Source organism: Labilibaculum sp., from assembly GCF_963664555.1.
Taxonomy (GTDB): domain Bacteria; phylum Bacteroidota; class Bacteroidia; order Bacteroidales; family Marinifilaceae; genus Labilibaculum.
Map to the genome: position 1 here is coordinate 2,266,948 of NZ_OY761461.1, position 13,787 is coordinate 2,280,734.

Consider the following 13,787-nt stretch of genomic DNA (forward strand, 5'->3'; position numbering starts at 1 on the left):
CATGTGCTGAATGGTAAGAACTGAAAATGATGCTAAAGCAAAAGATGAGAAACTTTTAAATTCAGTTGGCTAAAGCCGAACTGCAATGGATAAAAAAATACAAAGCATTTCCTGATGAAAGGAGCAAAGCTGAGTATCTAATGCTGTTGTTTTCAAACAACAGATAACCAGGAATTAAAATGATTGAAGAAATAAAATGCTACCTAGCAAAACATCTATTGCAGTTTGGCTTTAGCCAACTGATAGCATTAAAATTAGTAAATAGGCTTTAGCCACATAAAATACAATGGGAGTAATAGGCAAACTAAGGTTTGGATTACTCTGCCAATTGCTCAGCTAACCAATACAAATTCCTTCCGGTTTTTAAAAAACAACATTATTTTTATATTCTTAAATTATAATGCCCTGTAAAATAATTATAACATTTTTTTGTTGGGGCTTTATTGTTTCGTAGATTAGGGCGCGAAAACATAAAGAGTACACCTTAAAGTCGTATAGACGGACATAAATACATTGACACTACGCTATGAGATTCATAAGTGTATGTTTTACGATCGATAAAAGAAATATAAATACACATTCATAAGCGTTAGGTGCAAATAGGATGAGCGCTCAGAAATAAATAAACAAATACTATTATGATAGAAAATGAACTCGATAATATTGAGGAAATAAAGGAGGACTTGGAAGACTCATATTCTAATGACGATTTATATAATATAAATTCTTGGGGAGCTGATTTGTCATTTAGAGAACTGATTTCAATGTATGATGAAGATGAATTATTGAAACCAGAGCTTCAAAGAAAGTATGTTTGGGAAAAACCTGAAGCTAGTAGATTTATTGAATCAATATTATTAGGACTTCCCGTTCCTAGTATATTCTTAGCAAATACGAAAGATGAAAAGAAACTAATAATTGATGGCTATCAGAGAATTATGACTGTTGTAGATTATGTTAATGGAATCTGGTCTAAGGATAAAAAAGTTTTTAAGCTTTCAAATACTGAAAAAATTAATAAACGTTGGAGAGGTAAAGCTTATAATGAACTTGATAGTTCTGACCAAAGGAGAATTAGAAGTACAACAATTCACGCAATTATATTTGAACAAAGAGCACCAGCTGATAATGATACTAGTCTATATCAAGTATTTGAAAGAATAAATACTGGGGGTAGAGCTTTAATGCCACAGGAAATCCGAAACTGCGTAAATCAAGGTAGTTTTAACGACCTATTATTTGATTTAAATAAAAATCAAAATTGGCGGACATTATTTGGTAAAGAAGAGGAAGATTCCAGGATGAGGGATTTGGAGTTCATTTTAAGATTCCTTGGATTGGATACAGATTTTATTAGAACCTCTGATCTTTCTGTTATTTCATTGAAAAAGTATTTAAATGAGTTTATGGGTAGCACTAAATCTCAATGCCCTAAAACGATCCAAAAAAGGCGTGATAAATTCAATTATGTCATGAACTTTGTCCATACATATATTGGAGACAACGCTTTTTACAATATTGTATCTGGCGAAGAAACAAAAATTAGAAAGCGATTTTACCCAACAATTTTTGATGCAATTTGTCCTGCAATATCTATTGCTCATAAAAAGTTAGGAAATGATATGCCAACTGAAAATTTAGAAGAAAAAAGACTTGCCTTATTAAAAGACCCAGATTTTAGAAAATTTTCTAGTGAAGGTACAATGCAGATTTCTCATATTCATGGCAGAATTAATAAAGCGTTAAACTATTTATTTGGTATTAGTTATGAATAATCAAGAAGCGCTAACTTCAATTGAAAACTGTGAGGATGAATTGCAACGAATATTTCACCTGATTGAAGGACATGGTCATATGAGTTCAATTGTTCCGTTTTTAACAAATTATGCAATTGTAAAATCTTGTGGAACTGCAGAATTTTGTTTCAAAACTATTATTTCGGATATTCATTCAGGTCAAAGTTCACAAATAGTGAATTACGTAGACAATACTATTAGAAACAGCTCTATGAATCCTAGCTTGGACAATATTTGTAAAACTTTAAAGAAATTTGACCCAGCGTGGAATGACTTATTTAAAGACAAATTAAGTCAGCATGAACATAATCAAAGAATAAAGTCATCATTAGATTCACTTAATACTGCAAGAAATACGTTTGCTCACGGCAGGACACCTGTTTCTTCTTTCGAGAATATTAGAACCTATTTTGGAGATACAGTTGAAGTTTTAAAATTATTAGACGAAGTGGTTAATGAGTAAATATCAGCCCTAATAATGCATAAAAATAGTAGTCGGCTCAGTCTAAAACTAAAGGCTTGCACCACACTTCAATTTTCCTGTAACTAAATAGGACAAAATCCCACAACCAAAAAAAAATGATTCTAAAAAAGACCCATCCGGGTCTTTTTATTTATGTTCATTATTCCGCTAAAAGCGGGGCATTTCGGGATAATTCCGATTATGTATAATCATTCTAGATTTGCATTTGAATTGGGAGCAAGGGAATTTCCTGAGAACGGTTTTTCCAATGAAAAAACAAAGTCATTCTTGAGCTTCACCAAGTGATCAAATGAAATTACAAAGTGGTTCCTGAGCTTCACCAAGCAGTAAAATGACTTCATCAAGTCGTCCCTGAACTTCACCAAGCAGTAAAATGACTTCACCAAGTTGTCCCTGAGCTTCACCAAGTGATCAAATGAAATTACAAAGTAGTTCTTGAGCTTCACTGAGTGATCAAATGAAATTGCAAAGTGGTTCTTGAACTTCGCCAAGTGATCAAATGAAATTGCAAAGTGATTCTTGAGCTTCACTGAGTCATCAAATGACTTTACTAAGTCGTCCGTGAACTTACCAAGTCATCAAATGACTGAACAAAGCTTCCAAATGAAATTAGATTGAAGCATCACAAATGTAAGTATGGTTATGCCCGTTTGCGCACTCTTTAAACGGTAAAGAGGAGATCAGCGAAGAAAAATCAGCCTAAAAAACAATTGTGATTTGAAGATGCTTTTTGTTCCGTTTTGCCGGCTTAAATAGAACTGCGGAAACAGAACCTATATTCCAAAAATCTTGTTAACTTACTAACATATATATTCATGTGTTTGGCTTCTGTTAATAAATGAAGGAAGTTAAAATTACATTTTAAAAATAATTTGATGCTGAAAATGGGGGAGTGCTAAAATTTTAACAAGAAATTAAAATGAATATAATTGGTGTCGTTTTTAGTTACCTGCTTACGTTTGTTGTTTTTTTGATGGTAGATATGCTATGGCTTGGCGTTATCGCAAAAAGCATTTACCGAAAATTTCTGGGTGGCTTTTTAGCCGATGATGTTAATTGGACTGCAGCATTCATCTTTTATTTTATTTATGTTGCCGGAATTTCAATTTTCGCAATTTACCCGGCAGTAAATAAAGGCTCGGTATATCATGCTGTTCTGATGGGGGCTTTATTTGGTTTTTTTACCTATGCCACCTACGACCTGACAAATTTAGCTACACTTAAAGATTGGCCGCTGCCAATTGTTATTATTGATATCATTTGGGGGGCGGTTCTTTCTGCGCTTGTTAGTTTTTCGGGTTTTTACATTGTAAAATGCTTAAGTTAAAAGAAATGTTCAATACAAAAACACCTCATATCAACGGAAAGTTTCTTTACTATGCATTTATTGCCGGGGGAAATCAGATACTTCAAAATCAAGTGGAAATAAATAGAATTAATGTTTTTCCGGTAAATGATAAAGATACAGGTACCAATCTTGCATCTACAATTCGTTCAGTAATTGATAATATAGAACCTGATAAATCGTATAAAACCACAGTAAATAATATTGCAGATGCTGCCTTAATGGGCGCCCGGGGTAATTCGGGTGTTATTTTCGCTCAGTTTTTGCACGGTTTGAGCAGGGAAACTTTGAACAAGCCCATTATTAACCTTCGCGAATTTGCCGAAAGTGTGAATAAATCAATCCCCTACATTTACGATGCCGTTGCCAACCCTGTTGAAGGAACCATGTTAACCGTTATTAAAGAGTGGTCTGACTTTCTTACGACTAAAAAAGACGCCATTCACGATTTTAAAAATGTAATCATTGATTCGGTTGTAGTGCTGGAGAAATCATTGGCCGAGACTACCTTAAAACTGAAAGTACTAAACAAATCAAAATTTGTTGATGCAGGAGCCAAAGGTTTTGTTTTATTTATTAAAGGCATTATTGAATTTATAAAAAAGCAAAACATCCGTAATTTGGTTGTAGAATCGAAGGAAAGCATTTCACTTATTCATACCGAAGAAATAAGCGATAACGAAATTACACATCGTTTTTGCACTGAAGCAATTATTAAGAACCTGACCGGCAGCAAAACAGAACTGCAAAATAGATTAAGCAAAAATGGTGATTCGGTTGTTGTTGCAGGGTCGGAAAACATTTGCCGCATCCATGTTCATACCAATCATCCGGCTGAGCTTTTTCATCAGTTGAAAGATATGGGAACCATAACCTTTCAGAAAGTTGATGATATGGTGCGCCAGCAGGAGGTTGCGGCCAAACGGAAATGGAACATCGCATTGGTAACCGATTCTACTTGTGATTTATCGCAGGAATTGATTGATTTTTATCAGATTCATGTAGTTCCGGTTAATTTGAATTTTGGAGACAATCATTATCTGGATAAAGTAACCATTCAACCCAATCAGTTTTACGATTTACTCGAAACACATGCCGAATTTCCCAAAACATCTCAAATAAACGAACAGGCTTTTACCAATTTGTATTCGCATTTGGCATCGCATTACGATGCTGTTATAGCAGTGCATCTTACCAGTCAGTTTAGCGGAACTTATGGCAATAGTGCTAAAGCCGGTGAACGAATTAAAAAAGAATTTAACAAACCTGTTCATGTAATCGATTCAAAAAATTTATCGGGGGCATTGGGATTGCTGGTGCTGAAAACGGCACAAAACATTGAAATTGGGGAGTCTTTGGAATCTCTTGTAGAATCTCTTGAAAAGGATGTGATTCAATCTAAGATATTTGTGAGTGTCAGAGATTTAAAATACATGATTAGAGGGGGACGGGTTTCCAAACCAAAAGGGATAATCGCAAGTGCACTTGGTTTAAACCCTGTTATTTCAATGGATGAAAATGGAAAATCAGTCCTGTTTGGAAAAACCTTTAGTCAGAAAGCCAGTCTGAACAAAATTTACAGGCACATAAAAAAGATAAGTGCCGGAAAAACGCTTTGGAACTATATTATACTTCATGCACACAATCCGCAGGGAGCTCTGGAAACAGAAGAAAAAATGAAACAGATGACCGGTAAAACCCCGGTTTCGGTAGTTGATATTTCACCTGTGATTGGAATGCATGCCGGAAATGGTGCCATTGCAATTTCTTTGCTGTTTAACCATTAACACTTCGCTAATGATGACTCTGTTTTTACAAGTGTCCCTGCTTATTTGGGTATTGGTAACTCTATTATGGATTTGGAGCATATTGATAAAGAATGTAAGTATCGTTGATCTTTTTTGGGGGTTTGGTTTTGTGGTGGTTAATGCATTTTATGTATTCATGTCGGGCGAATTAAATGCCAGAAAAATTCTGATATTGATATTGGTTTCCATTTGGGGTTTAAGGCTTGCCATTTACCTTGCCTTCAGAAATATTGGCAAAGGAGAGGATTTTAGGTATCAGGAATTCAGACGTAATTACGGCGCGGAACGTTATTGGTGGTTCAGTTATTTTCAAACCTTTTTACTGCAGGGCATTTTAATTATGCTTGTTTCGCTGCCTTTACTAGGAATCAGCCGGAGTGAGCATTCAGGAAACCTAAATTTCTTCGATTACCTCGGGATTTTAATTTGGTTGATTGGTTTTGCTTTTGAAGCAGGAGGCGATTTTCAATTGTCACGTTTTAAACGGGATCCTAAAAACAAAGGAAAGGTATTGGATACCGGCTTTTGGAAATACACCCGGCATCCTAATTATTTTGGCGATTCGGCCGTGTGGTGGGCCTACGCACTTTTAAGTATTGCCGCAGGAAGTTATTGGCAGGTTATTGGTTCGGTCGTAATGACTTTGCTGATTATCAAAGTTTCAGGTGTGGCCTTACTCGAAAAAACGCTGAACAAGTCAAAACCGGAATACCACGAATACATTCAAAAAACAAGTTCATTTTTCCCATGGTTTCCTAAAGAATAACTGCCAATGGATTTTATCATTAAAAATATCTGGTTGATACTTTTTGTAGTTTGGGTCTTACCATTGACTTGCTGCAGAAGCAGGTTCCGTAAAATGGTTTATCAAACAGATAGTTGGGTGATTAATAGTAAACCGGTGTTTTTAAAAGAAATAAAAGGGCTTGTGGGGAATATCTTTCCCGATAATCCGGACTATAAAAAGTTCAGAAACTTTGATCTGTTTTATCTGACCATTTATTTACTGCTTTTTATTGCTTATTTAGCTTTCGACACAAATTCTTAAAACATGAAACGTTCATGTATAAAGCTTTCTACACACAGGGAGATGATTATATGGTAAGTTTTCCATCTGACGAAAACTTAAAATTATAAACAGATGAAAAAAATAACCTTAGGGAGCAGTGTTCCCCCATTTGAATTAAGCGACCAGAACGGAAACTTGTTTTCGCTCGATTCGGTATTGGGCAAGAAAAATCTGGTGATTTATTTTTATCCTAAAGACGATAGTCCGGGCTGCACAAAAGAAGCTTGTTCGTTTCGGGACCAATTTGAAGTGTTTGCCGATGCCGATGCCATGATTATTGGAATTAGCGGACAATCGGCAGAAAGCCACCTGAAGTTTGCCCAAAAGTATCGGTTAAATTATACTTTGCTGAGTGACACCGGAAATAAGCTGCGCAAATTATTTGGTGTTCCGGCTGGTTTTTTTGGATTGATTCCGGGCAGAGTCACTTATGTAATTAACAAACAGGGAAAAGTAGCATTCATGTTTAACTCGCAAATTCAGGCTGAGAAACATGTTGACGAGGCTTTACGAATTCTGCAGGAAATAAAATGATAGATATTTTAAAAATCGGTTTTGTTTTGCTGTCCTATTTATTAGGCTCAGTGCCTGTCGGCTATCTTTTAACCAAATATTATACAGATAAAAATATTTTGGAAATGGGAAGCGGAAATATAGGCTCAACAAACGTAGGTCGTATTGCCGGTAGAAAATTAGCCATAGTCACCCAGCTTTTGGATATGCTTAAAGGACTTTTGCCTGTTGCTCTTTGTCTGTTTTTTGTTGATAACAAAACAGATGGATTCGAATTTTATATTTATTGGCTTGCCTTGGCAGCCATTATCGGGCACGATTTTAGCATCTTTCTCAAATTCAAAGGCGGGAAAGGTGTTAATACCACACTCGGGGCTTCCGTATTAATTGCTCCAATTTCCGTTTTCATTTCAGTAGCCATCTATTTTCTTGTAAAAAACCGATTCAAATATGTATCAATTGGTTCATTGCTGTTGGGGATCTTTTTGCCTCTTACCGAATTAGTCTTTCACGGGTTTACCTCCGCTTTTTACTATCTGCTGGCATGTATGGTTCTAATTATTCTCATGCACAAAGCAAATATAAGCCGCTTATTAAATCAAGAGGAACTTTCATCTTAAAAAGAAAACGTATGTCATTTTATCAATTTCAAAAGGAACAATTTATTAAAGCCACCATTGAGGAAATATGGGATTTTATCAGTTCGCCGCAGAATCTGAAAAAAATCACCCCGGAGAATATGGGTTTCGATATCCGAACCCCAAATCTACCAGATAAAATTTATGAGGGAATGATTATCCGTTATACCGTTCGCCCATTGCTGGGTATTCCAACCAACTGGGTTACCGAAATCACGCATCTTAAAGAGAAATTTTATTTTGTAGATGAACAAAGAGTTGGCCCCTATAAATTGTGGCACCATCAGCACATTATTATGCCCAAAGAAAATGGTGTACTAATGAAAGATATTGTGAGTTATCAGCCTCCTTTTGGTGTGCTGGGGAGAATTGCCAATGCCCTGATTATTAGAAATACATTAAATGACATATTTGATTACCGAACCAAAGCGCTCGAAAAAATATATCCCTTATGAGAATCGAGTTCTTGAACCGAAGTAATTCATCAAATGATTGAAGAGTGCTTCCCAATGAGAAAAGAGAGCTCCCAAATGAAAAAACCAAGCCGTTCCTGAACCGAAGTAATTCATGAAATGATTGAAGAGTACTTCCCAATGAGAAAAGAGAGCTATCAAATGAAAAAACCAAGCCGTTCCTGAACCGAAGTAATTCATGAAATGATTGAAGAGTACTTCCCAATGAGAAAAGAAAGCTATCAAATGAAAAAACCAAGTCGTTCCTGAACTTCACAAAGTCATCAAATGACTGAACAAAGCTTCCAAATGAAATGACAAAGTTATCAAATGACTGAACAAAGTCGTTCCTGAACCAAAGCAAGTTGTCCATCTAAAAAATGGCTGCAAAAACAAAATTACAGATTCAAGAAAAAACATTTAAATTTATGCTGTTGCACACACTGGAAAGAGAATGATAATAGAAACAAATCCAAATTTGAATAAAAATATTCTGCTGGCTGTTACCATGTCATCCAATTTCCTGAATCCTTTAATGGGAGCTGCCGTTAATGTGGCTTTACCCAGAATTGGGGAAGAATTGTCGATGTCGGCAGTGGGTTTAAGTTGGGTGAGTATGTCCTTTTTGTTGGCTTCGTCGGTATTTTTAGTCCCTTTTGGTAAAGTAAGCGACAATTGGGGGCGAATGAAAATGTTTTTGTCCAGCAATGTATTATTTGCTTTGTCCACTTTATTTTGTGCTTTTTCTTTTTCTTCCGAAATGCTAATCCTGGGTCGTTTATTGCAGGGAATTGGCGCGGCAGGCATATTTGCCTCGAACATGGCCATTGTAATATCGGCTTTCGAACCTCACGAACGTGGTAAAATGATTGGATTAAATGTAATGGCCGTTTACGTAGGTTTATCCATTGCTCCGGTTTTGGGCGGTATTCTAACCGAATCCTTGGGCTGGCGTTCCTTGTTCTTCATTAATGCAGGGGCAGTCCTGCTAATCATACTGGCAATAATCACAAAAATTAAAGCCGAATGGGCCGTTCCCAACAATGCGAAATTCGACATTCAGGGAACCTTGCTCTATATGCTTTCCGTTTCGGGATTGATGTATGGGTTTTCGCATTTACCAAAAACGGAAGCAATCCTGTTCACTTTCCTGGGAATTGCAGGGCTGATTGTTTTTGTCAGATACGAGTTAAAACAAGCAAACCCGGTTTTTGAAATGCAGCTGTTCTTCAAAAACAAGTTGTTTGCCTTCTCCAATCTATCCGCTTTTATTAATTATGCAGCCACTTTTGCCATCACGTTCGTTTTTAGTTTGTATCTGCAGTACGTGAAAGGCTTATCGCCCAAAGAGGCAGGTTTTATTTTAATTGCACAACCTGTAGTGATGGCTGTAGTAGCATCATTCTCCGGCAAATTGTCGGATACAAAAGACCCGCGGATTTTGGCATCCATAGGAATGGGTATAAGCGCAGCAGGGCTCTTACTACTTACTTTTATCAGCAAAGAAACATCTTATGCCTATATTGTTTTTGCTTTACTGATTTTAGGATTTGGTTTTGGGATGTTTTCATCGCCCAATACAAACTCAGTAATGAGTTCGGTGGAAAAACGTTTTTTAGGACTTGCATCGGCTACTGTTGCTACCATGCGAACCACCGGAATGATGTTTAGTATGGCTGTTGCAGCCCTTTCCATACATATTTTTTTGGGAGATGCTAAAATTCATGCCGGCAATCTGGATTCATTCATGTTGAGCATGAGAGTGATTGTCATTAGTTTTACAGTTTTGTGTGTAATCGGAATTTTTACATCGTTGGTTGGCAGGCGGAAAACGACCGGCAATTAAGTTTTAGGGGATGATCCTGAAAATTGGTAAACTTCAATTTATTCCTGCGTGATGCCAAAGTTAAAAGGACTTTTCCTAAGTTTGTATACAGTGATGCATTAGTTTATATAGTTAAATTTTCTCGTATGATAATTAAATCGGATCAATCGAAAAAAAGAGAATTTAAAGGTGTGGAATTTGAGGTTCTGGCAACCGGAGAGAAATCTATGGTGACCAAGATGAATTATAAAATTGGTGATACAGTTCCTTTCCATTCTCATCCTAATGAACAAAGTGGATACGTGATCTCAGGAGAATACTGCATTCAATTCGGGCAGTTCTCCGAACGGCTAAAATCGGGTGATTCATACTGTATTCCCGAAAATGTTAAGCATCGCTGGGAGGTCATTGTTGGTGGGGAGGTAATCGACGTATTTACGCCTCCCAGACTTGACTATTTGTAAATGGTATGGTATTTATGGGATTTATCGCATGCGGGACAGAATAGAACTGAAGCCCCTAACCGGTTAATCCCTGATGCCTTTTTTATGAGATAAATGGAGCTGAATAAGATTGAAAATATTATCAAAGGGATCAGACGATATTATCCGGTATCTGATGATTCGATTGAAACACTGGCTGGTTTATTAACCGAAACTCATCTGCCGAAACATCATTTGCTGACCAAAGCAGGGGTTAAAGATAATTTTGTATACTTTATCGAGCAGGGATGTATGCGAACATATTTTTTAGTTGACGGGAAAGAAATTACCAATTGGTTTAGCCGGGAAGGTGATATTACCTTTTCTTCAAATTCATTGTATCATCGAATTCCAGGATTCGATTTTGTTGAGCTTCTTGAAGATTCATGCGTATTTACCCTGCCCATTGATGCTTTAAATGACTTGTACAAAACGAACATTGACATGGCAAACTGGTCCCGTACCATTCATCAGGAAGTGTTGCTGAAAATGCAGAACCTGCGTATCGACAGGTTAAGCTTATCATCAAAAGCCCGCTACGAAAAGTTTTACAACGAAAATCCTGATTTGTCTAATCGGGTAAATTTGGGATACATTGCTTCTTATTTGGGGATGACCCAACAACATTTAAGTACCATACGGGCGAATGGATGATTTTAAGATAGATGAAAAATTAATTGATTGTTCTTCTCTATTTTTGAATTTCAAAAACAAATGAAATGAAAACTGAAATGCAAAAATGTTTGGATGGCGAAGTCTTTAACACATCCAACGAGGAAAATCAAAGTCTGATACACAAGGCTCGGAAATTAACAAAAATCTATAATGCGACAGCAAGCACTGATGCCGGAAACCGAAAGGATATTTTGCGTGAACTGTTTGGGAAAGTAGGTGATAATGTAAATATCGATACGCCTTTTTACTGCGACTACGGCAAGCATATTTTTGTTGGCACCAATGTAATTATTAATATCAACTGCACATTTGTTGACTGTAATAGAATTGAAATTGGAAACAATGTGTTGATCGCTTCCAATGTGCAGATTTATACGGCAACTCATTCAACAGATGTAAACGATCGTTTGGTAACTGATTGGGATCCCGGTTCAGAACTTCCATTCTTTAGAACTTATGCACTGCCCGTAAAAATTGAGGACAATGTATGGATTGGAGGAGGCGTAATTATTTTACCCGGAGTAACAATCGGGAAAAATTCTGTGATTGGAGCAGGAAGCGTTGTGACCAAATCGATTCCCGAAAATTGTGTAGCGGTTGGTAATCCATGTAGAATTATCCGAAAAATAAATGAGCAAAACAGAAAGCATGGAAAAGATTAAAGCTGTAATTTTTGATCTCGACGGAACTATTGGCGATACTTTGCCATTGTGTATTAAAGCTTTCAGAAAATCAATAGAACCGCTTATTGGCAGATCAATTTCTGATGAAGAAATAATTGCAACCTTCGGCCCCTCGGAGGAAGGAACAATAATGGCATTGGCTCCCAACAATTACCCGGAAGGCATTTCGCGTTACTTGTGTTATTATGAGCAGCTCCACGAAATGTGCCCAAAACCTTTTAATGGAATAGTAAACCTGTTGGCTGATTTAAAAGATAGAAATATCAGACTTGCCATGGTTACCGGCAAAGGGAAATACAGTACAAATATTTCATTACAGAAATTTGGTATTTCTCATTTATTTGAAACAATTGAAACCGGACATCCAATTGGGCCACGAAAACCGGAAGGAATCACTGCTGTTTTAAATTACTTTAAGGATGTAAACAAGAATGAAGTAATTTATGTTGGCGATGCTCCAAGTGATATTGTTGTTTGTAAAAATGCCGGCATTCCAATTGCAGCTGCAGCATGGGCACTTTCATCCGAACCGGAGAAACTTGCAGAGTTGAATCCGGAAGAATTATTTTATAGTACCGGTGACTTTACCGACTGGATAAATTCCAGGATTTAATTTTGGTCATTCAAGGCAAATGCTTGTTTTAGTATAGGCTGCAATCAATAAGGTGTAAAATAACAGTTGTTTTATTTGTAAATTCAAGACTGAAGTTTGTTTCGGTTTTTTAGCAATCTGGCAGGGATGAATCCTGCATTTGACTATTGTTTTTATACTTGACGTTCGGCGAAATTGTAAAAAGGCGGATACTAAAATAGTAAGCAAATGGATAGAATTATTATTTTTTTGACTTTGAGCATACCCATAATTGTTGTTTCGTGGAGAACAATATTTACGATTAAAAGTCATGGTTTTTATAGATTTTTTAGTTGGGAGTGTATAGCATGGCTTTTTGCTGCCAACTACAAATACTGGTTTGAATATCCTTTTTCCATGAATCAAATATTTTCTTGGCTTTTCCTTATAATATCAGGTTATCTGGTTATTATGGGAGTGATGCTTATCAGAAAAGTAGGGAAGCCAGAAAGAAACAGAAAAGAAAATACACTTTATCAATTTGAAAAAACAACTGAAATAATAGACAAAGGGATTTTTAAATACATCCGGCATCCACTTTATTCTTCATTGCTATTCCTGACTTGGGGGATTTTCTTTAAAAACCTCACGATTGAACTTTTATGTGTCTCCGTATTGTCAACAATATTTCTGTATCTCACAGCCATATTTGAGGAGAAGGAATGTCTTGTTTTTTTTGGTAAAAAGTATATTGAATACATGAAAAGAAGTAAAATGTTTATACCATACATATTTTAAAAAAACAACTTTGCCTGTTGCTTTTTTTACCAATGCCCGGCTGAATAAAAAACATTGAAGTCTCAATAATTATCATTAACTTTTTGAGTGCATTAATGTATTTCGCCATGAAAAGGATGCTTTCTCAATTTCTGCGGAAAAAGTGTTTTCTGATGTTTGTAGTCAGTATGCTGCTGGGTGTTTCAGTATCGCACGGACAATCCTCAACTTACGGAGATATTGGTGTCGGTGGGGGATTGAGTTACGGTGGATTAGGCGCACGATTTACCTACAAACCTATCAATCAAATTGGTTTGTTTGGTTCTCTGGGATATAACCTGGATGCACAGGGATATAATATGGGAGTACAGTTTCATTTGCCATCCCAAAAAAGACTGAGCGCATATTTAACCGGCATGTATGGATACAATACGGTATTGATTGTAGATGCCATTGCAATGGAAAGCAAAACTACTTATTATGGCTTTTCAACAGGTCTTGGTGTTGAATTCAAATTAAAGGAAAAATCATTTTTATGTGCTGAAGTACTGCTGCCGTTTCGACCTCAAGTCTACAAAGATGCAGTTGATGATCTTGAAATGATTGGTTATGAAATTAAAGATCCCTTGCCTGTTCTTTTTAGTATTGGTTATCATTTAAAATTTTGAA

General features: G+C 36.4%; 16 protein-coding genes. All 16 read left to right on the forward strand.

Going from position 1 to position 13,787, the window contains the following annotated elements; genetic code table 11:
• Positions 1–638: 638 nt before the first annotated feature.
• Positions 639–1,775, forward strand: coding sequence for a GmrSD restriction endonuclease domain-containing protein (locus ACKU4N_RS08965; RefSeq protein WP_321322567.1), 1,137 nt, complete (start codon positions 639–641; stop codon positions 1,773–1,775).
• Positions 1,768–2,259 (forward strand): HEPN domain-containing protein, encoded by a 492-nt coding sequence (locus tag ACKU4N_RS08970; protein ID WP_321322568.1) that lies wholly within the window; start codon positions 1,768–1,770, stop codon positions 2,257–2,259. Before ACKU4N_RS08965 ends, ACKU4N_RS08970 begins: the two co-directional genes overlap by 8 nt.
• Positions 2,260–3,199: 940 nt before the next feature.
• Entirely contained in the window at positions 3,200–3,607 is a 408-nt protein-coding gene (locus ACKU4N_RS08975; RefSeq protein WP_321322569.1) for a DUF2177 family protein, read from the forward strand.
• A gap of 5 nt (positions 3,608–3,612) precedes the next feature.
• A complete protein-coding gene (locus tag ACKU4N_RS08980) occupies positions 3,613–5,412 on the forward strand; it encodes a DAK2 domain-containing protein (RefSeq protein WP_321322570.1) in 1,800 nt (599 codons plus the stop codon).
• A gap of 10 nt (positions 5,413–5,422) precedes the next feature.
• Positions 5,423–6,199 carry a DUF1295 domain-containing protein gene (locus ACKU4N_RS08985; RefSeq protein ID WP_321322571.1) on the forward strand — a complete coding sequence of 259 codons (777 nt, stop codon included), beginning with the start codon at positions 5,423–5,425 and terminating at the stop codon, positions 6,197–6,199.
• 6 nt (positions 6,200–6,205) lie between these two features.
• Positions 6,206–6,481: a hypothetical protein gene (locus ACKU4N_RS08990; RefSeq protein WP_321322572.1), complete on the forward strand. Its 276-nt coding sequence runs from the start codon at positions 6,206–6,208 to the stop codon at positions 6,479–6,481.
• A 93-nt stretch (positions 6,482–6,574) separates the two neighbouring features.
• A complete protein-coding gene (locus tag ACKU4N_RS08995; protein ID WP_321322573.1) occupies positions 6,575–7,036 on the forward strand; it encodes a peroxiredoxin in 462 nt (153 codons plus the stop codon).
• Positions 7,033–7,635 (forward strand): glycerol-3-phosphate 1-O-acyltransferase PlsY, encoded by a 603-nt coding sequence (gene plsY, locus ACKU4N_RS09000; RefSeq protein ID WP_321322574.1) that lies wholly within the window; start codon positions 7,033–7,035, stop codon positions 7,633–7,635. Before ACKU4N_RS08995 ends, plsY begins: the two co-directional genes overlap by 4 nt.
• Positions 7,636–7,646: 11 nt before the next feature.
• On the forward strand, positions 7,647–8,108 hold the full coding sequence (locus ACKU4N_RS09005) for an SRPBCC family protein (RefSeq protein WP_321322575.1): 462 nt from the start codon (positions 7,647–7,649) through the stop codon (positions 8,106–8,108).
• A 451-nt stretch (positions 8,109–8,559) separates the two neighbouring features.
• Positions 8,560–9,951, forward strand: a complete 1,392-nt coding sequence (locus ACKU4N_RS09010; protein ID WP_321322576.1) for an MFS transporter — start codon at positions 8,560–8,562, stop codon at positions 9,949–9,951.
• Positions 9,952–10,076: 125 nt separating this feature from the next.
• Positions 10,077–10,394, forward strand: coding sequence for a cupin domain-containing protein (locus ACKU4N_RS09015; protein ID WP_321322577.1), 318 nt, complete (start codon positions 10,077–10,079; stop codon positions 10,392–10,394).
• Positions 10,395–10,487: 93 nt separating this feature from the next.
• The gene (locus ACKU4N_RS09020) at positions 10,488–11,066 is read left to right on the forward strand and encodes a Crp/Fnr family transcriptional regulator (RefSeq protein WP_321322578.1); all 579 of its coding nucleotides are present in this window, start codon (positions 10,488–10,490) and stop codon (positions 11,064–11,066) included.
• Between the two features lie 65 nt (positions 11,067–11,131).
• Positions 11,132–11,749: a sugar O-acetyltransferase gene (locus ACKU4N_RS09025; protein WP_321322579.1), complete on the forward strand. Its 618-nt coding sequence runs from the start codon at positions 11,132–11,134 to the stop codon at positions 11,747–11,749.
• Entirely contained in the window at positions 11,736–12,383 is a 648-nt protein-coding gene (locus ACKU4N_RS09030) for an HAD family hydrolase (RefSeq protein WP_321322580.1), read from the forward strand. Before ACKU4N_RS09025 ends, ACKU4N_RS09030 begins: the two co-directional genes overlap by 14 nt.
• Positions 12,384–12,758: 375 nt before the next feature.
• Positions 12,759–13,139, forward strand: coding sequence for a methyltransferase family protein (locus tag ACKU4N_RS09035; protein ID WP_407937244.1), 381 nt, complete (start codon positions 12,759–12,761; stop codon positions 13,137–13,139).
• A 152-nt stretch (positions 13,140–13,291) separates the two neighbouring features.
• Complete coding sequence (locus ACKU4N_RS09040; RefSeq protein WP_321322581.1) at positions 13,292–13,786, forward strand: hypothetical protein; 495 nt, start codon at positions 13,292–13,294, stop codon at positions 13,784–13,786.
• Position 13,787 lies beyond the last annotated feature (1 nt).